23 protein-coding genes are annotated in these 23,208 nt (G+C 61.7%); 8 read left to right on the top strand and 15 right to left on the bottom strand.

The genetic code is table 11. The annotated features are described in order from the left end of the window. Nucleotides 1-196, bottom strand: a 196-nt coding sequence (locus HHJ19_RS03110; RefSeq protein WP_296903963.1) for an NTP transferase domain-containing protein, incomplete at its 3' end; no start/stop codon positions are given. Between HHJ19_RS03110 and HHJ19_RS03105 the strand changes: the two genes are divergently transcribed. Continuing rightward, nucleotides 195-1,124, top strand: coding sequence for a DUF6279 family lipoprotein (locus HHJ19_RS03105; protein ID WP_296903961.1), 930 nt, complete (start codon nt 195-197; stop codon nt 1,122-1,124). The two genes, HHJ19_RS03110 and HHJ19_RS03105, sit on opposite strands and share 2 nt — an antisense overlap. 57 nt (nt 1,125-1,181) lie before the next feature. On the opposite strand, the gene HHJ19_RS03100 is transcribed toward HHJ19_RS03105, so the two are convergent. After that, on the bottom strand, nt 1,182-1,940 hold the full coding sequence (locus tag HHJ19_RS03100) for a Crp/Fnr family transcriptional regulator (RefSeq protein ID WP_296903959.1): 759 nt from the start codon (nt 1,938-1,940) through the stop codon (nt 1,182-1,184). 78 nt (nt 1,941-2,018) lie between these two features. Between HHJ19_RS03100 and HHJ19_RS03095 the strand changes: the two genes are divergently transcribed. Further along, nucleotides 2,019-2,423, top strand: coding sequence for a BLUF domain-containing protein (locus HHJ19_RS03095; protein WP_296903957.1), 405 nt, complete (start codon nt 2,019-2,021; stop codon nt 2,421-2,423). A gap of 93 nt (nt 2,424-2,516) precedes the next feature. Here HHJ19_RS03095 and HHJ19_RS03090 read toward each other — a convergent pair whose 3' ends face one another. Next, on the bottom strand, nt 2,517-3,152 hold the full coding sequence (locus HHJ19_RS03090; RefSeq protein ID WP_296903955.1) for a DUF2917 domain-containing protein: 636 nt from the start codon (nt 3,150-3,152) through the stop codon (nt 2,517-2,519). A gap of 136 nt (nt 3,153-3,288) precedes the next feature. Between HHJ19_RS03090 and HHJ19_RS03085 the strand changes: the two genes are divergently transcribed. Next, nucleotides 3,289-4,293 carry a LysR substrate-binding domain-containing protein gene (locus tag HHJ19_RS03085; protein ID WP_296903953.1) on the top strand — a complete coding sequence of 335 codons (1,005 nt, stop codon included), beginning with the start codon at nt 3,289-3,291 and terminating at the stop codon, nt 4,291-4,293. Between the two features lie 17 nt (nt 4,294-4,310). On the opposite strand, the gene HHJ19_RS03080 is transcribed toward HHJ19_RS03085, so the two are convergent. From HHJ19_RS03080 to HHJ19_RS03045, 8 genes are all read right to left on the bottom strand, one after another. Further along, entirely contained in the window at nt 4,311-5,801 is a 1,491-nt protein-coding gene (locus HHJ19_RS03080; protein WP_296903951.1) for an amidohydrolase family protein, read from the bottom strand. Continuing rightward, the gene (locus HHJ19_RS03075; protein ID WP_296903950.1) at nt 5,798-6,709 is read right to left on the bottom strand and encodes a MurR/RpiR family transcriptional regulator; all 912 of its coding nucleotides are present in this window, start codon (nt 6,707-6,709) and stop codon (nt 5,798-5,800) included. Before HHJ19_RS03075 ends, HHJ19_RS03080 begins: the two co-directional genes overlap by 4 nt. Before the next feature lie 52 nt (nt 6,710-6,761). After that, nucleotides 6,762-8,060, bottom strand: coding sequence for an amino acid deaminase (locus tag HHJ19_RS03070; RefSeq protein ID WP_296903948.1), 1,299 nt, complete (start codon nt 8,058-8,060; stop codon nt 6,762-6,764). A gap of 15 nt (nt 8,061-8,075) precedes the next feature. Continuing rightward, nucleotides 8,076-9,056, bottom strand: coding sequence for an oligopeptide/dipeptide ABC transporter ATP-binding protein (locus HHJ19_RS03065; protein WP_296903946.1), 981 nt, complete (start codon nt 9,054-9,056; stop codon nt 8,076-8,078). Then, nucleotides 9,053-10,123 (bottom strand): ABC transporter ATP-binding protein, encoded by a 1,071-nt coding sequence (locus HHJ19_RS03060; RefSeq protein WP_296903944.1) that lies wholly within the window; start codon nt 10,121-10,123, stop codon nt 9,053-9,055. Before HHJ19_RS03060 ends, HHJ19_RS03065 begins: the two co-directional genes overlap by 4 nt. Before the next feature lie 10 nt (nt 10,124-10,133). After that, nucleotides 10,134-10,973 (bottom strand): ABC transporter permease, encoded by an 840-nt coding sequence (locus HHJ19_RS03055; RefSeq protein WP_296903942.1) that lies wholly within the window; start codon nt 10,971-10,973, stop codon nt 10,134-10,136. Nucleotides 10,974-10,990: 17 nt separating this feature from the next. Then, nucleotides 10,991-11,932 (bottom strand): ABC transporter permease, encoded by a 942-nt coding sequence (locus tag HHJ19_RS03050; protein WP_296903940.1) that lies wholly within the window; start codon nt 11,930-11,932, stop codon nt 10,991-10,993. 156 nt (nt 11,933-12,088) lie between these two features. Then, the gene (locus tag HHJ19_RS03045; RefSeq protein ID WP_296903938.1) at nt 12,089-13,648 is read right to left on the bottom strand and encodes an ABC transporter substrate-binding protein; all 1,560 of its coding nucleotides are present in this window, start codon (nt 13,646-13,648) and stop codon (nt 12,089-12,091) included. 241 nt (nt 13,649-13,889) lie between these two features. On the opposite strand from HHJ19_RS03045, the gene HHJ19_RS03040 reads away from it, so the two are divergent. After that, on the top strand, nt 13,890-14,282 hold the full coding sequence (locus tag HHJ19_RS03040) for a RidA family protein (RefSeq protein WP_296903936.1): 393 nt from the start codon (nt 13,890-13,892) through the stop codon (nt 14,280-14,282). A 157-nt stretch (nt 14,283-14,439) separates the two neighbouring features. Here HHJ19_RS03040 and HHJ19_RS03035 read toward each other — a convergent pair whose 3' ends face one another. Further along, complete coding sequence (locus HHJ19_RS03035) at nt 14,440-15,078, bottom strand: 5-formyltetrahydrofolate cyclo-ligase (RefSeq protein WP_296903934.1); 639 nt, start codon at nt 15,076-15,078, stop codon at nt 14,440-14,442. A 9-nt stretch (nt 15,079-15,087) separates the two neighbouring features. Between HHJ19_RS03035 and HHJ19_RS03030 the strand changes: the two genes are divergently transcribed. The 4 genes from HHJ19_RS03030 to otsA all read left to right on the top strand — a co-directional run bounded on the left by HHJ19_RS03030 (nt 15,088) and on the right by otsA (nt 21,476). Beyond that, nucleotides 15,088-17,163, top strand: coding sequence for a lytic transglycosylase domain-containing protein (locus HHJ19_RS03030; RefSeq protein WP_296903932.1), 2,076 nt, complete (start codon nt 15,088-15,090; stop codon nt 17,161-17,163). Between the two features lie 174 nt (nt 17,164-17,337). Beyond that, complete coding sequence (otsB, locus tag HHJ19_RS03025; protein WP_296903930.1) at nt 17,338-18,105, top strand: trehalose-phosphatase; 768 nt, start codon at nt 17,338-17,340, stop codon at nt 18,103-18,105. Beyond that, nucleotides 18,102-19,922 carry a glycoside hydrolase family 15 protein gene (locus tag HHJ19_RS03020; protein ID WP_296903928.1) on the top strand — a complete coding sequence of 607 codons (1,821 nt, stop codon included), beginning with the start codon at nt 18,102-18,104 and terminating at the stop codon, nt 19,920-19,922. The genes otsB and HHJ19_RS03020 overlap by 4 nt, the downstream gene beginning before the upstream one ends. A gap of 168 nt (nt 19,923-20,090) precedes the next feature. Then, nucleotides 20,091-21,476, top strand: coding sequence for an alpha,alpha-trehalose-phosphate synthase (UDP-forming) (otsA, locus tag HHJ19_RS03015; protein ID WP_296903926.1), 1,386 nt, complete (start codon nt 20,091-20,093; stop codon nt 21,474-21,476). A gap of 29 nt (nt 21,477-21,505) precedes the next feature. On the opposite strand, the gene HHJ19_RS03010 is transcribed toward otsA, so the two are convergent. From HHJ19_RS03010 to HHJ19_RS03000, 3 genes are all read right to left on the bottom strand, one after another. Then, complete coding sequence (locus HHJ19_RS03010; RefSeq protein WP_296903965.1) at nt 21,506-22,465, bottom strand: ROK family protein; 960 nt, start codon at nt 22,463-22,465, stop codon at nt 21,506-21,508. Nucleotides 22,466-22,505: 40 nt separating this feature from the next. Continuing rightward, nucleotides 22,506-22,700, bottom strand: a complete 195-nt coding sequence (locus tag HHJ19_RS03005; RefSeq protein WP_296903924.1) for a DUF2905 domain-containing protein — start codon at nt 22,698-22,700, stop codon at nt 22,506-22,508. Nucleotides 22,701-22,711: 11 nt separating this feature from the next. Further along, on the bottom strand, nt 22,712-23,208 hold a 497-nt coding region (locus tag HHJ19_RS03000; RefSeq protein WP_296903922.1), incomplete at its 5' end, for an SAM-dependent methyltransferase.

Raw genomic sequence — 23,208 nt, 5'->3', positions numbered from 1 at the left:
CGCAGGCTGCTTCCACCTGAGCCGCGCCATGGCCCGTAATCACCACTGCCTGGCGCGCCGACAACCAGGCAGCGCAGTCCATCACATGGGCCAGTAATGCACGTCCGCCCAATCGGTGCAACACTTTGGGCAACGCACTTTTCATCCGCGTGCCTTTGCCTGCGGCCATGATGACGACATCAATTGGAATTGACATGAGATTTCCTGTAAGTTTTGGTCCGCTGAAACCACTGGCCGTGCGCGCAGGGCCGCGGCGCTTCCACCGGCTTATCGGCGCGCTCGGCCTACTCGCCATCGCCGGCTTGCTGCAGGCCTGCAGCGTCATGAAAATTTTCTACAACCAAGCCCCTGACTTTGCCTACTGGTATCTTGACGGCTACCTCAATCTGACAGACGCGCAAAGCCTGCAACTCAAGGAAAGCCTGAACCGCCTCCAGGCCTGGCACCGGCAAAGCCAGTTGCCATCGTATGTCGACGCGCTGCACGGGCTACAGCAGCAAGCCACATCGGACATCACCGCCAGTGCTGCCTGCACCGTGTTCGCCGAGGTGCGTCGCAAGCTGGTGGCCGTTTCTGACAAGGCGGAACCGCTGGCGGCGGCGCTGGTGGGCACACTGAAGCCGGACCAGCTGAAACAACTGGAACGCACGTTTACCAAAAACAACGCAAAAGACGAGCAGGAGCTTTCCGGCAACAGCTTTCGCGAGCGGCAGGAAAAACGCGTCGAGCAGGCCCGCGACCGGGCGGAAAAGCTGTATGGCCCGCTGGAAGACCGACAACTGGCCGTTCTGACCCAGCAGATCAAGCAGTCGGGATTTGATGCTCGGATGCTGCATGCCGAACAGCAGCGCCGCCAGCGCGATACTCTGCAAACCCTGCTGCCGCTGGCGGCAGGCCAATCCTCGACGGAACAGGCGCGGGCGGCCCTGCGCGGGCTGATGGAACGAACGCTCAACTCGCCCAACCCGCTTTATCGCGGGTATCTTGAGCGGATGACGCAGGAAGGCTGCCAGGCCTTTGCGGCCCTGCACAACAGCACCACGCCAGCGCAGCGCGGCAAGGCACTGGAGACCCTCAGGAGCTACGAACAGGATTTCAGGACACTGAACGCCCAGAAATCCTGAGTTCCAGAAAAAATCCCGGCACGGCCTTAGCCATCGCCATCGCCATCGGCATCGCGCCTATAAAAGCGGTACTTTTTTAGGCGGCAGGTCGTAATACTCGGCAAGGCGCTGCAACGCCTTGGGATTGAGCAGAAACAGCCGCCCATTGCGGATTTCGTGCATACCGAGCTGCGTCAGCCGTCTGAGTGTTTTGTTGGTATGCACCAGTGACAAACCCAGCGTGTCGGCAATGTGCTGCTGGTTGATGGGAAATTCAACCGACCCCCCTTTCGCCAGTCCGAGGCGCTCCAGCCGGCGGTACAGATGCATCAGCAGCATGGCGATGCGCTCGATCGCGTTGCGCCGACCCGCTGTCAGCAAGTTGTCGTCGACCATGCCTTCCTCGCGCGCTGCCAGCCAGGTGATGTCGTAACCCAGACCGGGATGCTGGCGATACAGCTCCCACAGCCCCTCGCGCGGAAACTCGCAGAGGCTGACATCGGTTACGGCTTCAATGCCATGCATCGCGCCGTCGGAAAACTCCTGCTGCAATCCGATGAGGTCGCCCGGCAGCAGGAAATTCAGGATCTGCCGCCTTCCATCGCTCAGTGTTTTGTAGCGAAAGGCCCAACCCGAATAAAGTGTGAACAATTTACCCCTCGGGTTTTGCTCACGAATCAACGTGCCGCCTGCCGGCGCTGTCGAAGTACCGGTGCGAAAAGACGCAATGAACGCCATCTCTTGCGCCTTGACAGGCGTGAACGCGCTGGTTTGACGCAGGCGGCAATCCGCGCAAAGGGGCGGGCAGTTTTTTGAAGTTGAAGGGGAAATGCTCATTGCTGATTCTCAAGCCTTATACGCTGTGTCTTTTCACATTGCGGCGCGTGGCGCGGCCCGATATATTCACCGTCAATCATGTACCCAACCGCCAGTCTTCACGAAGTGCTGTATGTCAGCATCATGGCGCCTGCCGCCCCCATCAGCATTGTGGCCGACATTGCGCCAAAAGCTCGCGTCGCCAACAAAGCCAAAGAAATTACCGGCCTGTTGATCTTTGACGGCATGCGCTTTTGCCAGCAACTGGAGGGAGGGCGCAGAGAAGTGCTGGCCTTGACAGAGCGCATTCGCCAGGACCCACGCCACACCAACGTCGAAATCCTGCACCACGGGCCGCTGGCTGAACGAAGGTTCAGGCGCTTCAGTCTGGGCTACGCCTCAATCGACGAGATCGATGAACTGGCGCGCATGGAGCAACTCGGCGGAAAGATCGCCGTCAACGCCTTTTTGGCCCTGCTGCCAGGCCTTGACTTGGAGTCCTGAAGTCCTGAAGTCTGGCCCATGCAGGTTCATGAGCCAGACAGCAGCGCTTGACCTCAACGCTGGCCCGACTGGTGATCAGCGTCAGGCCAGCCATCACCGACAGCGGCAACGCGCGCAGCTTTCTCTCGATTGCGTTTTGAAACTATGCTTATCCCGGTCCCCACGGGCTCGGGAAGCGACAAAAATAGTCGCAAAACCAGTCAGAACCCCAACCCCGGCAGCCACCACGCCGACCGCCAGGCCTTGCGTCAGCCGCGCCAGCGCCCCTGCCGTCAAACCCAGCGCCAGACGCAACTCAGCCAGGGGCTGAAGCACGCCAGCGCGCCATCCGGTTGGCATCAGAATCTCGCCGGCGTAGCCCGCAGCAGCCGGTTCCCAACTGTATTTGATTGAAGGCTGACCAAGCCCGCAGGGCTCCATCACAACAATCTCCCCGGCCACCAACGACAGGCTTTCCCCTTGGCTGAGGAAATGGTCGCCCGCCCGTGCGCTGGGAGCCTGCACCGCAGGGTTGAAAGTGAGCCAGACGCGGCCGTGCGTGATGCGCAGCACGCTGGCATGGCGAGCCAGCAGGGTTACCGCGCGACCCGCCGCTAGCGTGCAATAGCTCGGCAAAGTTGACGGCGGCCGAACGCTGGCAGCCGCAACAGGGTTGGCTGGGGGCACAGCCTGGTGCCCGGCATGATGCGGCATTTGACTGGAAATTCGAGAGGCATTGATGCGGTCCATGGTGTTCTCCAAAAAAAGCGGATTTCGCCCAAGAAAAGCAAATGATCGCGCCGCAGGGTTTCCAGGTCCAATGAATTCGGAGTAGGCTATTCATTCTGAAAACGCATTAATTACCGTTCAGACATCGACCATCCCCGTGCTGCCATCCAATACCCATTTACGGTCGCGGCCGATTTCCGTCGGCCAGCTGCGGGCGCTCGAAGCCGTGGCGCGTCACCTTAATTTCCGCGCTGCCGCCGAGGAACTGGCCCTCACCCAGTCGGCGGTGAGCCGCCAGATTCAGGGGCTGGAAGACGATGTCGGCGTCACCCTGTTTCTTCGTCACACCCGGGCGGTGGAGCTGACCAGTGCGGGTGCGCAGCTGCTGCGCGCCGTGCTGCCCTCACTGGAGCGGATCGACAGCGCGGTGCGCATGATTCGCCAAAGTGCGGGCCGCAAGAGCGTGGCGATCAGCACCTGGGCCTCGTTTGCCTCGATGTGGCTGATTCCCCGCCTCGAAGACTTTCAGCGCGAGCACCCGGACATCGACATTCGCATCGATGCTACCGATACCCCGGTGGATCTTGAAACCACCGACGTAGACCTGGCCCTGCGCTACAGCAGGGCCGTCAACGTGCCAGCCCACGCGCAGCGCCTGTTTGGAGAGCAGCTCACACCGGTGCTCAGCCCCTGGCTGCTCAAAAGCGGCCCGCGTCTGGAGAAGGCGCAGGATCTGGCCCAATTTGCGCTTGTGGAAGCGGGCGACGCCCACCGCAGCCAGTACACGGAGCTGTTGACCTGGCAGCGCTGGTTTGCCGCACGACACATGACGAATTTCGTACCAAAACGCTGGCTATCCTTCAATTACGCGCATCAGATCGCCCAGGCTGCGCTGACCGGCCAGGGCGTGGCGCTGGTGCGCACGCCACTGATTGCCGAAAGCCTGGCCTCAGGCCATCTGGTGGAGCCTTTTCCGCAGTTGCGTCTGGACTCGCCGCTGGCCTACTGGCTGATCGTGGGGCCGCGCAATGCCGCGCGGCCTGAAGTGCAGGCGTTTTGTGACTGGCTCAAGGCGCAGGCGACACAGACACGCAAGGCGATTGGGGATGTGCCGGAGCCGGAGCCGGAGCCGGAGCCGGTTAAGCTACATCGGCTGGAATGAAAACAGGCAAATATGCTTCAAACCTGCGGTGATCGGCGCTTCAATAGCCTGCCAGCACGCGACTTCACAGGGGGGTGACCGGCAAGGTCTGAGTCATCCGCGTCTCGCCCATAGGTCAGTACGCCGTTGACGAACACCCTCTCAATGCCTTCAGACAGCGCGATCGGGTTTTCGTAAGTCGACACGTCACGCACGCGCGCCGGGTCAAGCACCACGACATCCGCATGCCAGCCCGCCTGCAGCTGGCCGCGCTGATGCAGCCTGAAATTCCGGGCCGACAGGCCTGTCATCTTGTGGATGGCGGTTTCCAGCGAGAAGAGTTTTTGCTCGCGCCAGTAGCGTGCCAGCACGCGCGGAAATGCGCCCCACAGTCTCGGATGCGGATGCTGGTCGTGCGGCAGACCGTCCGAGCCAATCATGCTCAGGGGATGGGCAATGACGCGCTTTACGTCTTCCTCGTCCATCTGAAAATAGCAGGCGCCGCCCGGCTGCAGGCGCCGGCAAACGGTTTTCTGGTCAACACCCCACTCGGCGGCAATAGAGGCCAGGGTGCGGCCCGTCATCTCAGGGTGCGGCGTCGACCAGCTGACAAGTATGTCTATCACCCCATCAACAAGGTCCTCGCGCAGCACCGTGGAGCCAGCCACGTAGGGGTAAACATCCATCGCCACCGCCTGGCGCCTGGCCAGCGACTCGATCAGCGGCACGGTTTCCCGGGTGCGCCCCCAGTTGACCGGGCCGGCGCATTTATGGTGCGAAATGATCAGCGGCACACCCGCGCGAAAGGCAGTGTCCCCGGCTTCATGAAGCGCTTCGACAATGGCCTGCATCTCGCTGCGAAGATGCGTGGCATAGACCCCGCCGAAGCGCGAAACCACCTGGGCCAGGCGCACGACTTCATCCGCCGGCGCGGCAAAGGCCTGCTCGTAAAAAAGCCCGGACGACAAGCCGGTCGCGCCGTCTTCCATGCAGCGCGTGAGCAAGCCGCACATGGCATCGAGCTCGCTGGCGCTGGCTGCGAGAGCCAGATCGCGCACGCAGGCAAAGCGCAGCGTGGTGTGACCAATAAGCACCGCCACATTGACCGCTGGCCGGGCCGCCGCCAATGCCCGTGCGTAGCCCTGCACTGAATCAAAGCGGAAGGAGTCGATACCTAGCAGATTGAGCGGCGGCTCCGATTTTTCCACCACGAACGGCGCCAGCGAAATGCCACAGTTCCCGGTAATGACGGTGGTGATGCCTTGCGAAACCTTGGGCAGCATGTCGGGGTGTTTGAGCACGATCGCATCATCGTGCGTGTGCACATCGACGAAGCCGGGGGTGATGGCCAGGCCGCTGCAGTCAACACAGTTTGACTCTTGCAAAATCAGCCCATCAGGCAGGCTTTGGCGGAGATTCTGGCCAAGTGCCGCGATCCGGTCATCAACCAGCAGCACATCCCCGATCCAGCCATCGGCTCCCGTACCGTCAATCACCAGACCGTTTTCAAGCAGGGTCGCGTGCGTCATCTGATTTTGCTTTCATTCACTGCCGGGGCGCTGCCCCAATCGAGCTTGGGGTAGTGACGGATGTCGACACCGCGCGTGCTGAGGACGTCGCGCACGCCACCCAGTCGCTTGACGGCTCGATCGCCCAGACGCTGCGCGACGAGCACCGTGACGATTTCCAGCACAGTAAGGTGGACCAGGTAAGCCTCGGTTCCAACGTGCATCACTGGATCGTCCGGCACGTGAATGCCCAGCACAATATCGGCGTGCCTGGCCAGTTCGGTTCCCTGCTGGGTCAGCGCAATTACCGTGGCGCCTTGCGAGCGGGCCACGTCCACCGCCTCGATCAGCGAGGGCATGCCGCCGACATGCGAAATGGCAAACACCACGCCCTCTGTGCCGATGGTGGCCGCTGATACCAGCTGCAGGTGAATGTCGAGGTAGGCATTGGAGACCAGCCCCAGCCGGAACAGTCTTGCCTGCATGTCGGAGGCCATGAAGCTGGAAGTCACGCCGACGCTGTAGCAATCGACCCGGCTGGCGCGAACGATGGCGTCGGCCGCCGCCTCGCCCGCCGTCACGCTGAGCTGTGCCTGCACGCCGCTGACAGCGGTCGCCGCTCCCTTGATCACTTTGGAGATGACCTCTTCGGTACCGTCGTGCAACTGCACACGGCGATGCAGCGGCGAGCCGCTCACAGCCATTTCCTGCGCCAGCGCCAGCTTGAATTCACGCAAGCCCGAATAACCCAGGTTGCGGCAGGCTCGCATCACGGTGGGCACGGAGCTGTCCGCGCGCCGGGCCAACTGCTCGAAGCTTTCATCCAGCACCCGCTGCGGGTCCTGCAGGATGAGGGCCAGCACGCTGCGTCTGGAAGTCGGCGCGTTGTCAATCGCCGCGGCAATTTTGGCAAGTACTTTGGAGTTCATGAATCAGGGCCATTCGGGCTGGCGCAGATCAAGCCAGCAGTTCTCGTAAAAATCAGAAACAGGTCACAAGGGCGTCGCAGACCCGGTAGTTGTCATCAACCACCGGCATCCAGCGCCATTTGTCGAACGTGGTGCAAGGATGCGAGATGCCGAGCGCCACCAGGTCGCCCACCTGCAGCGCCGCATGCTCCGGGCCGCTACCGCGCAAATAGGCATGCTGGTCGTTCAGGCCGCCTATCTTCCAGTCAGCGGGAGCCGGCATGACGACATGTTCGCCAGGCCTGCAAAAAGCCAGCGGAACCGGCAAATCAAGGTCATAGGATATGTCGCGTTTGCCTATCGCAAGAATGGCCAGACCGGGCTCGGGGCAGGACTGCACCGCCGCCCACACTTCCAGAGCGGCCTGCAGGCCGTCGGTGCAACGCAGACGCGAATTGACGGCACTGACCATGCGTTTGTAAAAGCCATGATCGTGCGTCACATAGCAGCCCGAGCGCAGCACGCCGCGCACCGGCCGCGAGAGTTGGGGTTTGAGCCGGCTCGTGACGAGGTCAAAAATGGCGGAACCACCTGCCGTGATGAGGACCTCCGCATTATCAAAAAAATTATGCTCGTCGCAAAAAACGGCGGCTTCGACGACACGCCGCATCAACGCCGTTGCATAGGCGTCGTCCGCTGTCGACTGCCCGGTCGCAGCCAGACCCTCATAGCATTCGATCCCGACGAGACGGCAGGCCAGGCTTTCATGCACACGCCTGGCCAGCGCCTGGGCGTCCAGCTCGGTTCGGCAACCAGTACGCCCACCGTGCACGCCAATTTCCAGCATTACTTCAAAAGGTCGCAGCGCTGCGACCGTGCCCTGTTGCGAGCGATACCAGGCCTCGATCAAGGCCAGCTGCTCTAGCGAATCCACCAGAAACACAATTCGCAAACCGCTGTATTCGCGCTGCATGTCCTGAACGCCTGCCAGGTCTACGGCAGTGAACACCTGGTTGGCAATCATGCAGCGACGCGCACCGACCGATGCACCGGCGCGCACCTGCGCCACGGTGGCAAAAGTCAGCCCCCAGGCGCCCTCATCCAGCTGTCGCCTGAGCAGTTGGGGCGACATGGTGGTTTTGCCGTGCGGGGCCATGTCAAGGCCCTGGTCGGCGGCAAAACGCTGCATCCACGTCAGGTTGTGCTGCAAGGCCTGTTGCTTCACGACCGCCAGCGGCAACGGCAAATCACCGGCAAGGAGGTGCCAGCCTTGCGCCGCAATTTGCGAGCGGCGCAGCGGCGGGCTGGTATGCGGAAAGCCCTTAAAGGAGTGGTCAATCTGCGGGTCAAGAATGTCTTGCAAGGTAGTCATTTTGGTTTTCAATTATTAAGCGGTGATCAACGACGGGATGATGGCAATATCATCCCGAATGCAAGCCTTGAAACGGCCCTGCCCCATGTCGCGCAACTCCGGGCGGGCGCTGGCACAAGCCTCGATGGCGTGCGGGCAGCGGGTTCTGAACACACAACCCGACGGTGGGTTGACCGGGCTGGGAAGGTCACCCTTGAGCGCAACATATTCCCTTTTCTGCTCGGGATCGGGCTTGGGTGAGGCGGCCAGCAGCGCCTGCGTGTAGGGGTGAGAGGGCCACGCATACAGCTCGGCGGTGGGCGCCACTTCCATGACCCGACCCAGGTAAAGCACGACCACGCGGTCGCACAGGTACTGAACCACATCCAGATCGTGAGAGATGAAGAGCATGGTCAGTGACAAGCGGTCACGCAGGTCGCATAGCAGGTTGACCACCTGCGCCTGAATCGACACGTCCAAAGCGGACAAAGGCTCGTCGGCCACAATGAACTCAGGTTCGACGGCCAGTGCGCGCGCCACCCCAATACGCTGGCGCTGACCACCCGAGAACTCATGCGGATAACGGGTCGCGTGCTCAGCCCGCAGGCCCACCAGTTCCAGCAATTCCGCAATGCGTGCATCGCGTGCCGCCTTGCCTTCGGCCAGCCCATGCACCTGCAAGGCTTCGCCGAGAATGTCTTTCACGCGCATCTTCGGGTTCAGGCTGGCGTAGGGGTCCTGAAAAATCATCTGCAGCTTGCTGCGCAGCGCGCGCATGCGGCTGCCTGAGGCCGCGCCAAGGTCTTCGCCGCGGTAGAGCACCTGGCCCGAGCTGCTCTCGATCAGGCGCAACAGGGTGCGGCCAATCGTGCTTTTGCCCGAACCGGATTCACCGACCAGGCCCAGCGTTTCGCCAGGCATGATGAAAAAAGACACATCGTCCACCGCGCGGACCGGTTTGGCTGGCGCACCAAAGTAGCGGCGCAGGTTTCTAACCTCGATCAGTGGCGCAGTCACGCGGCATTCTCCATTGGGACATTTGCGGTTTCAGAAACCAGAATGCAGCGCGCCGTGCGCTGTGGGCCGACATCGCGCAAATCGGGAATGGCGTCGCGGCAGGCGGCAAGGGCATGGTCACAGCGCGGCTCGAACGCACAGCCTGGCGGGGGTGCCAGAGGGCTGGAAACCTGGCCGCGAATGGCGTACAGGCGGCGCATTTTTACGCCATTTTTACCAACTGCACCGGCAGCCAGCTCACGCTTGCGTTGCTGCGCCGGCAGGCACGCCAGCAGGCCTTGCGTGTAGGGGTGGCGCGGCGCAGCGAACAGTTCGCGCACCGGAGCACGCTCGACAATGCGGCCGGCGTACATCACCGCCACCTCATCGGCATGGTGCGCCACCACGGCCAGGTTGTGGGTGATGAACAGAATGCTCATTCCGGTTTCTTGTTGCAGGCGGCGCATCAGCTGCAGAATTTGCGCCTGTATAGTCACATCGAGCGCGGTGGTGGGCTCGTCGGCGATCAGCAAGGTCGGGTTGCAGGCCATGGCCAGCGCAATCATCACGCGCTGGCGCATGCCGCCCGACAACTGGTGCGGATACTCATGCAGGCGTTGCGCGGCAGCTGGTATTTCAACCAGCTCAAGCATGCGCTGTGCGTGGGCCAGGGCGGCCGCGCGGCCCAGCCCCATGTGCAGGCGCACCGACTCCGCAATCTGTTCGCCCACCGTGAATACCGGGTTCAAACTGGTCATCGGCTCCTGGAAAATCATCGCGATTTCGTTGCCGCGTATCCGGCGCATGGCGGGCTCTGGCAAGGCCAGCAAATCCACGGTCTCGCCGCTACGGCGGGTAAACAGGGCCTGGCCGCTGACCTGCGTGGAGGCGGTGCGCGAGAGCAGACGCATCAAAGTCAGGCTGGTCACCGATTTACCGGAACCGGACTCGCCCACCAAAGCGGTGGTCTTGCCTGGCAGGATGCTGAAGCTGACGTCGGCAACAGAGCGGATCAGCCCCTCGTCGGTGTCAAAAAAAGTGCTGAGGTGACGGACATCAAGCCGCGACGCGCTGGGGTTTGAATTCATGGTCAAAGTCTCACATCGACTTTTTAAGCCGCGGATCGAGCAAATCGCGCACACCGTCGCCCAGCAGTTGCAGGGACAGCGCGGTCATGATGATGGCCAGGCCGGGAAACAAGACGATCCAGAGCGCTTGGTGCGCATACTGCTGGCTGCCGGCGACCATGGTGCCCCAGGTCGGGATTTCGGGCGGCACGCCGACGCCCAAAAAAGACAGGGCGGCCTCGGCCAGGATGGCATAGGCAAAGATGAAGGAGGCCTGCACCAGAATGGGCGACATCAGGTTAGGCAGAATATGACGCCACAAAATGCCGGCGGTGGACACACCCACGGCACGCGCGGCTTCGACAAACAGCAGCTCGCGCACCACCAGGGTCGACGCTCGCACCACACGCGCCACGCGCGGCGTGTATACCAGCACCAGCGCCAGCACCACGTTGAGCATGGATGGGCCCAAAATAGCCACCAGGGCAATGGCCAGCAGAATGTCGGGGAAGGACATCATGGCGTCCACCACCCGCATGACGGGCGTATCGAGCCGGCGGAAAAAACCCGCCACCAGACCCAACAGGGTGCCAAACACAATCGAGCCCGCAGCCGTCAGCGCGGAAATCGTGAGCGAATAGCGGCCGCCGAAGGCAATGCGCGAAAACAGGTCGCGGCCGAGTTCGTCTGTTCCCAGCAGATGGCTGGCAGTCGGCGCGGACAGGCGCTCGCTCACCGCCGTGTCATTCGGGTCATAGCCGGTGATCACATTGGCCAGCAGCGCGACCGCGACCACCAGTAGCAGGCAGATGGCGGCCGCCAGAACGATGCGGCGGCGAAACAGTTTCCGGAGAACGAGGGGAATTTTCATACGTCGCCAGTCCGTCTTCAGTAGTTGACCCGGGGGTCGACCACCCGGTAGAGCAGGTCGGTCAGGAAATTGATCACCACGTAAATCATGGCGACCACCAGCAAGGCGCCCTGAATCACCGGGTAATCACGTCGCAGCACGGCACTCACCACCAGGTTGCCGACACCGGGCAGGCCGAACACGGTTTCTGTTACCACCGCGCCGCCGATCATCAGCGCGATGGTCAGCCCGATGACGGTCACGATGGGTACCAGCGCATTGCGCAGCGCGTGTTTGAGCACCACCACGTTTTCACTCAAACCCTTGGCGCGAGCCGTACGCACATAGTCTTCACCGAGTACATCGAGCATCGAAGCGCGTGTAAAGCGGATGATGAGCGCCGAATTGAGCACGCCCAGCACCACCGATGGCAGCACCAGATAGTGGATACGCTCCATGAGCGTGGCACCCGGGTCGCCATAACCCGACACCGGAAACCAGCCGAGCGACACGGCAAATATCTGCATCAGCACCAGGCCAAACCAGAAGCTGGGAATGCTGGCACCCAGCATGGCAAAACCGGTGAAAAGCTGGTCAATCCACCGGCCCCGAAACGCCGCCGAAACGATGCCGCAAGGCACACCTATGGCCGTGGCAATGAAGACCGACAGCAGGGCCAGCAAGGCAGTGGGTTCGGCACGCTCCCACAAGGCCTGGGTGACCGGGCGCTGCAAGAAGATGGACTGACCCAGATTGCCCTGCGACAATTCCCTGAGCCAGTAGCCAAACTGCACCGCCAGCGGCTTGTCCAGGCCGTATTCCCTTTGCACCCGGACGATGTCCTCGGCCGTGGCCTGATCACCCAGCAGCACCGCAACGGGGTCACCCGAGGCGGCGCGCGTCAGCATGAATACCAAAACCGCCACGATCGACATGACGACCAGCATGCCCATCAGGCGCGACAACAAATAGCGTGTCATGACAGCTTTTCTTTAACCAAATTAAACAAGGTAAACAACGAGCCCGGTTTCGCCGCCGGGTCCGCCCCAGGGCGAAACGTCTCGCGAGCCGCGGCCTGAAAGACCTTGCGCATTGCACAAAGTAGAAGGCGTGGGAGCCCCCATCACTTCAGTTCTTCAGTTCTTCAGCCCTGTGTTCCAGAAGAAGGGCCAGGTCGAGGGCACGTAGCCCTGCAGCGCGGGCGAGCGGGCCGACAGACTGTTGAACTTCCCGACGTTGATGTAGGGCACTTCGTCATAGACCACCTGCTGCACCGCGCCCCACAGGGCACCGCGCTTGGCCAGGTTGGTTTCCTGATTCAGCGCGGCCAGCGCGGCCTGCTTGGCCGGCGAGCTCCACCAGCCTGGCGCGCCTTCGCCCAGTTGCGGCGGCGACAGCATGGGCTCCGGGAACTGGCCCGAATGAGTGATGTAGATGTCCCACAGCTTGGCGTCGTTGCGGCGCTGTACCAGCGTGGCCCAGTCAACCACATTCAGCTCGGCCTTAAAACCAGCGCGCTTGAGCTGCTCGGCCATGATCAGCGCCATGTTGTAGTGAAAGTCGTACTGGCGGCTGGTCAGGATGCGAATGGTTTCGCCCTTGTAACCCGCCGTCGCAGCCTGGCCCCGGGCCTTGGCGGCATCACGCTCGTTGTAGCTGGCCGCCCCGGCAGCTGAATAAAACGGCGTGCCCCTGGGAAAATGATTGGCCTCGGCGGTGAAAAAACGCGTGTCGCCAAAACCGGCGGCCAGCATCTCGCCTTCGCCAAAGCTGGTCTGCACTGCCTTGCGCATCGGCAGCGAGGTCATCACGCCCTCCTTGGTATTGAAGACAAAGTAGGGAAAGCCAAAAGAAGGCGTCAGGATGGGGACTGTTTTGCCACCGGCTTTTTCAAGGCGGCCTAGCGCTTCGGTCGGCAGCAGGTCGGCAAAATGGTACTGGCCAGCCAGCGAACCTTCAACGCGCGTGTTGGCGTTGGGCACGGGGATGAAGCGCAGCTCGTCCGCAATGGCTGCCTTTTTGCCGCCATAGCCGCTGGCAGCTTCCTTACGCGCCGAGTACTGGTCAAAACGGGTCAGCAGCACATACTGGTCGGGGCGGCGCTCCTTGAACTTGTAAGGCCCGGTGCCAACAAAGTCTTTCAGTGGCGTCGCAATCGACTCCTTGGCCATGATGGCCGCCATGCCGGAGGGCAAGGCCAGTTGCGGCAGCAGGGGGGCATAAGGGGCTTTCAGCGTGAGTTCGATGCCATAAGCGCCGCTGACTGACAGGTCGGCCACCTCCCTGGAAAGCGCCTTGCCGCGTGGCGACACGTCCATCCAGCGCTTGAGGCTGGCCACCACATCTTCGGCGTTGAGCTCGCGGCCGTTGTGCAGTTGCACGCCCTTGCGCAGGGTAATGCTGTAGTGCTTGCCGTCAGCCGAAATCTTCGGCATGTCTTCGGCGAGCATGGGGATCATCTTCCAGTTGGCGTCAAACGTGTACAGCGGCTCATAGACGTGCTGCATGATGGTGCCCACCAGATCGGCGGTGGAGGCCATCGGGTCCAGCGTTTGGGGCTCGGCAATCATGGCCAGGTTGAGCGCTGACTTTGACAGCGCCTGCGCTTGCGATGCGACCGGCGACAGGGCGGCACTGCCCACCATCAAAGCCAGAGCCATCGTCTTGCGGCGGCTGATCAAGAATTTTTGCAGCATCCCTTTTTCCTTAAAAGTGAAATTAATTTTCAACTTGCAAAGAATATGCTGCCCACCAAACCAATAAAATTCGTGAAAACCCTAAACTCGCACGATAAGTGTGAAAGTATATTTCAGTACTGGCTTTCACTGCCTAGAATCCGACGAAGCGCATCTTGCCTGCCAGCGCTAAGGGAAGCCCCGGCTCGCTACCGTTTTCATTGACTTATTCATTTTTTTTATCCAACCAGGAGCTACCAAAATGCCCGCACTTGAATTTCTTGGCAATCCCCCTGTAGCCTCTGACAACCAGCCCCGGCCCATGTCGCCGGCTGTGCGCGCCGGTGATTTTGTCTATGTCTCGGGTCAGGTTCCAGCCGATGAAAAAGGTGAGATCGTGCCGGGCGGAATCGAAGTGCAGACGCGGCAAGTCATGAAAAACATTTCCGCTGCCCTCGCGCTGGCCGGCTGCACGCTGGAAGACGTCTGCAAGACCACGGTGTGGCTGCAGGATGCTCGCGACTTTGGCAGCTTCAACCGGGTGTACATGAGCTATTTTGGTCCCGGCAAGCCAGCACGCTCGACGACCGAGGCTCGGTTGATGGTCGACGCTCGGCTTGAAATTGACGCGGTAGCTTACAAGCCGCGTGCCTGACAGCGCGTGGAACCCCTGAGCACCGCCGAATCGGAAATTTTGAGTGTTTTCAGGCTATCGTCCAATAACTACGGTGTTCTAAAGCTATGCTATTTATAGCAATAACCGGTCCCACCAAAAATATTTTTTGAGGACGCCTGCGTGGAGAAAGGCCGCGTCAAACCGGCCAGACGACGCCCCTGTCGTTAAGAATCACATCCAGCGCGATGTCATGCGCCTCGGGCTCCAGCTCGGGCAGCCAGCCTTGGCTGTAGCCCAGGCCCACCGTGACGGGCCGCGGCGAAAGCGTCGCCAGCGTGCGGTCGTAAAAACCGCCGCCGTAACCCAGGCGGTAGCCGCCCGGCCCGTAACCGACGCAAGGAACAAACAGCAGCGTGGGCACAATGATCTCGGTGTCCTTGGGTTTGGGGATGCCGTAGGCGTCTTCTTCCATCGGGCAGCCCGGGTACCAAGCATGAAAGGTCAGGGTCTTGTGCCGCTTGTTGACCACCGGAAGCCCGATCTTGCGCGGTGATCGGTTTGCTATACTTTCAGTAGCTAACTGTGCCGGTATTTCCTGGACATCATCGTGATTCAAGCCCTTTATATCCCCCAGGGTAGCGTCCTCCTGCCAGCGGTAAAGCGCGGGTAGCGGATCAAATTCGCCCTTGATTGGCCAATAGGTGCCGATCACCTCGTGCGGCGAACCGACAAGCCAGATGCGCATCACGCGCTGCAGCAGATCGGCCCTTGCCAGACGGTCGGGCATGTCGAGCCGCGATTGCACCAGTGCTTTGCGTGTACTTAATTTGTCCATAATGCCCCGATGCTATACAAAATTCTTTTCAGCGCGGCGCTTTCGGTCGTCCTGGTCGCGCCTGCGGTGGCTCAGGACAGCGCCGCCCCCCTGACCCGGAGCAGCAATGCCGCTGGCGACGCCCTGATTCTGGAGATGAACAAAGCCTTCAAACGCGGCGACAAGAGCCGGTTGACGCAACTGCTGCCGCAAGCCCGTGGCCACACGCTGGAGGTCTGGAGCGCTTACTGGGAGCTCAAGGCGCGCCTGGATGAAGCCAGCCCGCAGGAAGTGCAGGGATTTTTTAGCCGCTATGGCGGCAGTTACCAGGAAGACCGCTTGCGCAACGACTGGCTGCTGCTGCTCGGCCAGCGCCGCGACTGGGTCGCCTTTGCCGCCGAATACCCGAACTTTCGCATGAACGACGACCGCGAAGTGCGCTGCTACGCGCTGCTGGTCGAGCATCTGAAAAATCCGGCGCAGGACCCGCAACTGGCTCAGGAAGTGCGCAAAAACTGGTTCTTGCAGCGCGAAGCCGACGACGGCTGCACAACGGCGGTAAGCCGGCTGGTCGGCAGCAAAAATCTCACGCAGCAGGATGTCTGGCAAAAGGCTCGACTGGCCCTTGAGGCCAACCGCCCCCGCGCGGCCCGCGATGCGGTGCAGATCATTGCGCCCGAAGCCCTCGACATGGTGACCGAGCTGACCAGCAGCCCGATCAAATTTCTCGCCGGCAAACATTTGGCGCTGCGCAAGCTGCGCAAGGAAATCATCACCCTGGCGCTGGTCAAGCTGGCGGCAAGCGATGCAGACGGTGCTGCCTTCCAGATGGAAAACAAATGGGGCATGCAGCTGGGCACCGAGGAGCGCAACTGGATTTGGGGCGTGATTGGCAGGCAGGCCGCTACCCGTCTGGGAGCGGTTCCTGCGGGCGATGCACTGCAGTATTTTTCCAAAGTCACACGCGACACCGACCTGACGGACGATATGCTGGGCTGGAAAACCCGCGCCGCACTGCGCTCGGCTGGCCAGCCTGACTGGCAGCAAGTGCTGAGGGCCATCAATGCCATGAGCGATGAAGGCCGCAAGGAACCGACCTGGAGTTACTGGAAAGCGCGCGCCCTGCTTGCCTTGGCACCGCCAGACTCACCCTCGCGGGGCGCGTCCGGCGACGTCACCGCCATCACCATCGCGCCGCAACGCGCCGAGGCGCTGGCGCTGCTGCAATCGATCGCCTCGGTAAGAGGCTTTTACGAGCAGCTGGCGCTGGAGGACCTCGGCCAGAAAATTACGGTGCCCGCAAAACCGGTGCCACTCACTACCGAAGAAAAAGAAGCCGCGCGGCTCAACCCGGGCCTGAACCGCAGCGCCTACGCGATCTTGATCGGTTTGCGGCCGGAGGGCGTGCGCGAATGGAACTACAGCACCAACTTGCATCAACGCGGCAGCATGGGTGAGCGCGAATTGCTGGCCGCCGCGCAGTTTGCCTGCGACCGGCAGATCTGGGACCGTTGCATCAACACCAGCGAGCGAACGCAGACCGTGCTTGACTTTGACCAGCGCTTTCCCATGCCTTTTCGCGAAACCGTGGTCAAGCGCAGCCGGGCCATCAATCTCGATCCAGCCTATGTCTATGGCCTGATCCGGCAGGAAAGCCGTTTCATCATGGACGCACGCTCTGGCGTCGGGGCTTCTGGGTTGATGCAGGTCATGCCCGCCACGGCACGCTGGACGGCAAAAAAAATCGGTCTGGACGGTTTCAGCACCGACCAGCTCAATGATCGCGAAACCAACATCACCATTGGCACGGCCTATCTGAAACTGGCGCTGGACGATCTGGGCGGCTCCATGCCGATGGCGGCTGCCGCGTACAACGCCGGGCCGGGCCGGCCTCGCAGCTGGCGCAACGGGAATGTGCTTGACGGGGCCATCTGGGCCGAAAACGTGCCCTTCAGCGAAACGCGCGATTACGTGAAAAAAGTGTTGTCGAACGCGACCAATTACGCTGCCATCCTGACTGGCCAGCCCCAGTCCCTGAAAGCGCGGCTGGGCATGGTCGGCCCGCGCGATGCGGCAATGCCCGAGCCATACAAGGACTTGCCCTGAAATGCTGGCGGGCGAGCCGAAATGCCAGGAACTCAACAGCTGACTCCGCCCGTTCATCAAACGCTACAACCATAATTACTCCCTGGTTTTAACGGTTTTCCCCAATCAAGGACAGCAGGCAAAACGCGCGTCTGGCCTACAAGCAGATGGCAGGGTTTCTGCTATGGTTTTCGGATGCATATGCACCCAGAAAACCTCCCGCGCATCACGCAGGCCACGGCGCTTTTTCTTGACTTTGACGGAACGCTGGTCGCGCTGGCCTCGCAGCCGGAACTGGTCGAAGTTCCTCTGGGTCTGACGAATACTCTGGCTGCCTTGTACAGGCAAACGAATGGTGCGCTGGCCCTGGTGTCGGGACGCGCGCTGTTCGATCTGGATGGTTTTCTGGCTCCCCTCTTATTGCCGGCTTCGGGCGAACATGGGGCGCAGCGCCGCACGGCTGGTGGCCTGCTGGTCAGCGCGCCGCCTGTGGACCTGCAACAGGTTTTGCAGGCTGCCGAAGGCCTGACGTATATTCACCCCGGCCTGAAACTTGAACGCAAAAACCTGGTGCTGAGCCTGCATTACCGACACGCCCCGGAACTTGAAAACCTGTGTCTGCAGGTGATGCGCGAAGCGGTTGAACGCAGCGCGGGAATTGAGTTGATGCAGGGCAAATTCGTGATTGACCTGAAGCCGTCGGGCTTCAGCAAGGGCACAGCCATAGAAGCCTTCATGAACGAAGAGCCGTTTGCCGGTCGCATCCCGATATTTGCCGGCGACGACGTGACCGATGAAGCCGGTTTTGAACAGGTGCAGCGCATGGGCGGCAACGCCATCAAGGTGGGCCCTGGCCCTACGTTGGCACAGCATCGCTGCGTCAGCGTGACCCAGCTCACCGAGTGGCTGCAATTGGCATCCACGTTTTTACCCAAAACCGGCAGTCCCGGGCTTTCCGCATGAGCGCCGCCAATGCGGTTTCCAGCTTTTCGCCGCCCGCGCCGGTGTCGCTGTCACTCGGCGTCATCGGCAACTGCGCATTCAGCGCGCTGGTCGATTCGCGCGGGCGCATCGTCTGGTGCTGCCTGCCGCGCTTTGATGGCGATCCGGTGTTCAATGCGTTGCTGGACGACAGCGACAAGGGCAGCGCGTTTGCCATCGAAATTGAAAACTTTTCCCACGCCACGCAATCGTACGAGCCCAACACTGCCGTGCTGCGCACCCAGCTGTTTGACCACAGCGGCCAAGCCATAGAAATCACTGACTTTGCGCCGCGCTTTTACAGCCGGTCGCGTTTCTTCAAGCCCATGACGCTGGTGCGCCGGGTACGACCCATCAAGGGCGCGCCACGCATCCGGGTGTCGCTGGATGTACGTTTTGACTGGGGCCGGATCAAACCGGCGGTCACTCAGGGCAGCAACCACCTGCGCTATATCGGCGATGCCCTGACGCTCAGACTCAACACCGACGCACCGCTGTCGCACCTTCTGTCCAAGCAGCCTTTCGTGCTGACGCGCGAACACAACTTCCTGCTCGGCGCGGATGAGTCGATTGCCGACGGCATCGCCGACACGGCCCGCCTGTTCGAACAGGAAACCGTGTCCTACTGGCGCAAGTGGAGCCAGCGGCTGCATATCCCGCTGGAGTGGCAGGAGGCGGTAATACGGGCGGCCATCACGCTCAAGCTGTCGCTGTTCGAGGATACCGGCGCGATTGTCGCGGCCATGACCACCAGCATCCCCGAAGCGCCGAACAGCGGGCGCAATTGGGACTACCGGTACTGCTGGCTGCGCGACGCTTTTTTTGTCGTGCGGGCGCTCAACAGCCTGTCGGAAGTCGGCACTCTGGAAGACTACCTTCGCTGGCTCAGCAATGTCGTGGTGCACGCCGACGGCGGATATATCCAGCCGTTGTTCGGCATTGGACTGGAGCGCGAGCTGCCCGAGATGACTTATGAGCACCTGGGCGGCTACCGCAACATGGGGCCGGTGCGCGTCGGCAACCAGGCACAGGAGCATTTCCAGCACGATGTTTACGGCAATGTCGTGCTGGGTGCAGCCCAGGCTTTTCACGACCAGCGGCTACTTCACCGCGCTGGCGCGGCCGAGTTCCTTCGCCTCGAAGCGGTGGGCGAGCAGGCGCTGCGCAACTACGACAAGCCGGACGCCGGCATGTGGGAGCTGCGCACGCGCGCCCGGGTACACACCTCGTCGGCGCTGATGTGCTGGGCCGCCTGCGACCGTCTGGGCAAGATTGCGCTCACCCTGAAGCAGCCCGAGCGCGCAACTTACTGGCACGGCCATGCAAGCCTCATGCGCGAGCGAATCTTGCGCGAATCCTGGAGCGAGGAGCGCCAGGCCTTCGCCGAAAGCTTTGGCGGGCGCGACCTGGACGCCAGCGTGCTCCTGATGATCGAAGTCGGCTTTATCGACCCGAAAGATCCGCGTTTTGTGGCTACTGTGGACGCGCTGGAAAAATTTTTGTGCGACGGCCCCTACATGCGCCGCTATGAGGCGTCGGACGACTTCGGCAAGCCCGAAACCGCCTTCAACATCTGCACCTTCTGGCGCATCGACGCGCTGGCGCGCATTGGCCGCAAGGATGAAGCACGGGCTATTTTCGAGACCATGCTGGCCGCCCGCAACCACCTGGGCCTGCTGTCCGAAGACACCCATCCGGTCACCGGCGAGATGTGGGGCAACTTTCCGCAAACCTATTCGATGGTCGGCATCATCAATGCTGCAGTGCGCCTGTCAGCGCCCTGGGACAGCCAGGTATGAATATGGCCCCACGCTTGCCACTTCGTGTGCTGCGCTGCCCCCCGAGGGAGCTGCCCCGCCTGCGGCCTGGCAAAGCCAGTTCCGCGGCCGGTACTGGTACTGACACTGGCTTTCCCCGGCGCTTCGGCGCGCCTCGTTCCTTTCGTTTCGACAACCTGCAGAACACCCATGGCTAGATTAGTTGTTGTTTCGAACCGTGTCGCCGATCCCCGCAAATCAGCGGCAGCCGGAGGCTTGGCGGTCGCGCTGGGCGATGCGCTGTCGGCCAACGGCGGCTTGTGGTTTGGCTGGAGCGGCGCCATTGTCGAGGGCGGCACGCCGGGAGAGGGCGAGGTCCACACCCAGCAGGCCGGCAACGTGACCTTGACCACCGTGGACCTGTGCCGCGAGGACCACGACAGTTATTACCTGGGCTACAGCAACGGCGTGCTCTGGCCGGTTTTTCATTACCGGCTCGACCTGGCCGATTTTGACGCCGGCTACATCGGCGGCTACCGGCGCGTCAACCAATTGCTGGCGCGCAAGCTGGTGCCCTTGCTGAAACCCGACGACATCATTTGGGTACACGACTATCACCTGATCCCGATGGCTGCGGAACTGCGCGCCATGGGCTGCAAGAACCGCATCGGTTTCTTTTTGCATATCCCGCTACCGCCGCCGCTGATTCTGGCCGCGGTACCGCAGCATGAGTGGCTGATCCGCTCACTTTTTGCCTATGACCTGGTAGGCTTTCAAAGCCAGGCGGACGTGGCGCATTTTTCGGGATACGTCGGTCAGGAAGTGGGCGCAGAGACGCTCGCCGAACACCAGTTCCGCGCCTTTGGGCGCACGGTGCAGGCCCAGGCTTTCCCGATCGGCATCGATGTTGACGAATTCGCCGCGCTGACGCACGCCAAGGAAGCGAATGACATGTACGAGCGCATGAAAGACGAATACTCGCGCCGCCGCCTGTTGCTGGGCGTGGAACGGCTGGACTATTCCAAGGGCCTGCCGCAGCGCCTGCGGGCCTTTCGCGAGCTGCTGAAAAACTACCCGGAAAACCTTAATAGCGCTACCTTGATCCAGATCGCCTCACCGAGCCGCGAAGCACTCGACACCTATGCCGGCCTGCGCCAGGAGTTAGAGAGCCTGTGCGGCGCGATCAATGGCGACTACGGCGAACTGGACTGGATGCCGGTTCGCTACATCCACCGCAATGTCGCCCGCAAACGCCTGCCTGGGCTGTACCGTGTAGCCGATGTGGCGCTGGTCACGCCGTTGCGCGACGGCATGAACCTGGTCGCCAAGGAATTCATCGCCGCCCAGGACCCGGCCGACCCGGGTGTGCTGGTGCTGTCACGCTTTGCCGGGGCGGCCGAGCAGCTCAAGGAAGCCATCCTGGTCAACCCCTATGACACCCACGGCACGGCCGAAAGTATCCAGCTGGCACTGCAGATGCCCTTGGTGGAACGCCAGAGACGGCACCAGAAACTGCTTGAGCGCATACGCCGCCAGGATATTCACTGGTGGCGAAAGACCTATCTGGACGCCTTGGCGGCGTGCGAGCCAGGATGAGCAAAGTCGGTAATGGCGCTTGATCTGCCTCAGGCAACCAGCGCTAGTGCGGCATAGTCACCCACCCGGTCCTGCAGGCCGGCCGGCACCAGCGTGCAGCCGTTGGTCAGTGCGGGCAGCCGCCCGGTGATGTGGGATTGCAGACGCGGCAACAGGTAGTCGCGGTGGTGCCAGAACACGCTGCCGCCCAGGCTGATGCGCTGCAGGTCAAGCGTCACCACGAGGTTGTACAGCATCCGGCCCATGTCCCGGCATACTTCATCAATGATCACTCCAGCGCCCGGATCACCCGCACTGGCAACTATTAATAAACTAGCAGAATCCGAGTAAGCAGAAAACCGCCGGGGCAGCGCGTTACCCGCCACCAGCGCCTCGACATCGCCGATGTTGCCGCAGCCGCACAGCGCGTCAAAGTTGTCGCTGACGAACATATGGCCGGCATGGCCGGCATTGCCGTTTTTACCCTTGAGCACCTGGCCATCGACGCACAGGCCGGTCCCGATGCCGGTGCTCCAGGTCACATAGGCGCAGTTGGCTATGCCCTGCAGCGCACCCCAGCGGCGCTCGGCCTGCAGCGCGGCAATGGCGTCGTTTTCAACCCGCACGCCGGAAAAGGCTTCGCGCAGCGGCGCTTCGAGCACGGCCGTGGTCCAGTCGTTCGGCAAGCCCCGCGCCGCACCCGCCAGGCCGCCGCAAATGTTGGGCGTCGCCAGTTCGACCTGGCCCTGGTTGAGCACGAACGGGCCACAGGACGCCACCCCGACCGCGGCCAGATCACCTGGCGCGATGTGCGCGGCCTGGCAGCTGGCATTGATCATGCGCAGCACCTGACGCGCCAGCGCATCCGGAGCGCCCTGCTTGACCGTCGGCTCGACCAGCCGGCCCAGGGCGCCACAGGGGGTCACCACGTTGACGGCGATCTTGGTGCCGCCGATATCGACGCAGGCCACGGGCGCCGCCCCGGCAGACAGGCGAATGCCGGACGGCATGGCTAATGCAGGTAAAAAAACGTTCATGACAGGCCTTCCCTCAGATCAACTGGCTGATCAGGCTGGCCATCAAGCTCAGCAAAATCGTGGTGGTTACGGGAATAAACCATTCCCGGCCAAAGAGACGAAAGCGCAGGTCGCCCGGCAGTTTGCCTAAGCCAAGTTTTTGCAGCAGCGGTGAAAACCAGCTGATGCACACCAGCGCGAGAAAAATGACGATGAACCAGCGGATCATGGCGACCAGGTTTACAGTGTATGCGTGCGGTCACCCGCCGAAAAGCCCAAGGGCACCCAAACGGGTGTGTTTTTTGCACCAAAAGCAATTACCTTGAACAGCTCGCCCATTTCATGCTCGTTCACCAGCTTTTGCACCATGCTGCGTTCGGCCACGCTGGTACTGCTCGCACTTTCGTCCAGGCCGTCGAGCAACCCGCAATTGAGCAAGAACCGGCCCTGGCTGGTGTAGCCCAGCACCTCCAGGCCAGCCTCCTGCCCGGCCAGCGCGATACCGGTGAAATTGATATGGGCGGTGATGTCCTTTTCCCCTGCGTCTGTCAGCGGATCGGCATCAACCAAATGGGCGCGGTGGCACATCACGGTGCCCATGCTGCGCTGCGGGTGGTAGTACTCATGCTCCGGAAAGCCGTAATCCAGCAGAAAGACCGCACCAGTCTCCAGCCGGTCAGCCAGCGTACGGACAAACCCTTCGGCTTGGCGGTGGATTTCGGTGACGTAGTCGTGGT

Origin of the sequence: Polaromonas sp. (assembly GCF_012927415.1) — a bacterium.
GTDB lineage: Bacteria > Pseudomonadota > Gammaproteobacteria > Burkholderiales > Burkholderiaceae_C > Polaromonas.
Note: the sequence above shows the minus strand (reverse complement) of the source record. Positions and strands in the feature narration are given on the sequence as shown.

Excerpts from the sequence above, each read along its gene's own strand:
- HHJ19_RS03070 (WP_296903948.1), bottom strand. The coding sequence starts at position 8,060 with ATGACTACCTTGCAAGACATTCTTGACCCGCAGATTGACCACTCCTTT.
- otsB (WP_296903930.1), top strand. The coding sequence starts at position 17,338 with ATGCATATGCACCCAGAAAACCTCCCGCGCATCACGCAGGCCACGGCG.
- HHJ19_RS03105 (WP_296903961.1), top strand. The coding sequence starts at position 195 with ATGAGATTTCCTGTAAGTTTTGGTCCGCTGAAACCACTGGCCGTGCGC.
- HHJ19_RS03020 (WP_296903928.1), top strand. The coding sequence starts at position 18,102 with ATGAGCGCCGCCAATGCGGTTTCCAGCTTTTCGCCGCCCGCGCCGGTG.
- HHJ19_RS03090 (WP_296903955.1), bottom strand. The coding sequence starts at position 3,152 with ATGGACCGCATCAATGCCTCTCGAATTTCCAGTCAAATGCCGCATCAT.
- HHJ19_RS03035 (WP_296903934.1), bottom strand. The coding sequence starts at position 15,078 with ATGGACAAATTAAGTACACGCAAAGCACTGGTGCAATCGCGGCTCGAC.
- HHJ19_RS03040 (WP_296903936.1), top strand. The coding sequence starts at position 13,890 with ATGCCCGCACTTGAATTTCTTGGCAATCCCCCTGTAGCCTCTGACAAC.
- HHJ19_RS03060 (WP_296903944.1), bottom strand. The coding sequence starts at position 10,123 with ATGAATTCAAACCCCAGCGCGTCGCGGCTTGATGTCCGTCACCTCAGC.
- HHJ19_RS03095 (WP_296903957.1), top strand. The coding sequence starts at position 2,019 with ATGTACCCAACCGCCAGTCTTCACGAAGTGCTGTATGTCAGCATCATG.
- HHJ19_RS03075 (WP_296903950.1), bottom strand. The coding sequence starts at position 6,709 with ATGAACTCCAAAGTACTTGCCAAAATTGCCGCGGCGATTGACAACGCG.
- HHJ19_RS03010 (WP_296903965.1), bottom strand. The coding sequence starts at position 22,465 with ATGCCGTCCGGCATTCGCCTGTCTGCCGGGGCGGCGCCCGTGGCCTGC.
- HHJ19_RS03055 (WP_296903942.1), bottom strand. The coding sequence starts at position 10,973 with ATGAAAATTCCCCTCGTTCTCCGGAAACTGTTTCGCCGCCGCATCGTT.
- otsA (WP_296903926.1), top strand. The coding sequence starts at position 20,091 with ATGGCTAGATTAGTTGTTGTTTCGAACCGTGTCGCCGATCCCCGCAAA.
- HHJ19_RS03050 (WP_296903940.1), bottom strand. The coding sequence starts at position 11,932 with ATGACACGCTATTTGTTGTCGCGCCTGATGGGCATGCTGGTCGTCATG.
- HHJ19_RS03080 (WP_296903951.1), bottom strand. The coding sequence starts at position 5,801 with ATGACGCACGCGACCCTGCTTGAAAACGGTCTGGTGATTGACGGTACG.
- HHJ19_RS03030 (WP_296903932.1), top strand. The coding sequence starts at position 15,088 with ATGCTATACAAAATTCTTTTCAGCGCGGCGCTTTCGGTCGTCCTGGTC.
- HHJ19_RS03005 (WP_296903924.1), bottom strand. The coding sequence starts at position 22,700 with ATGATCCGCTGGTTCATCGTCATTTTTCTCGCGCTGGTGTGCATCAGC.
- HHJ19_RS03045 (WP_296903938.1), bottom strand. The coding sequence starts at position 13,648 with ATGCTGCAAAAATTCTTGATCAGCCGCCGCAAGACGATGGCTCTGGCT.
- HHJ19_RS03100 (WP_296903959.1), bottom strand. The coding sequence starts at position 1,940 with ATGAGCATTTCCCCTTCAACTTCAAAAAACTGCCCGCCCCTTTGCGCG.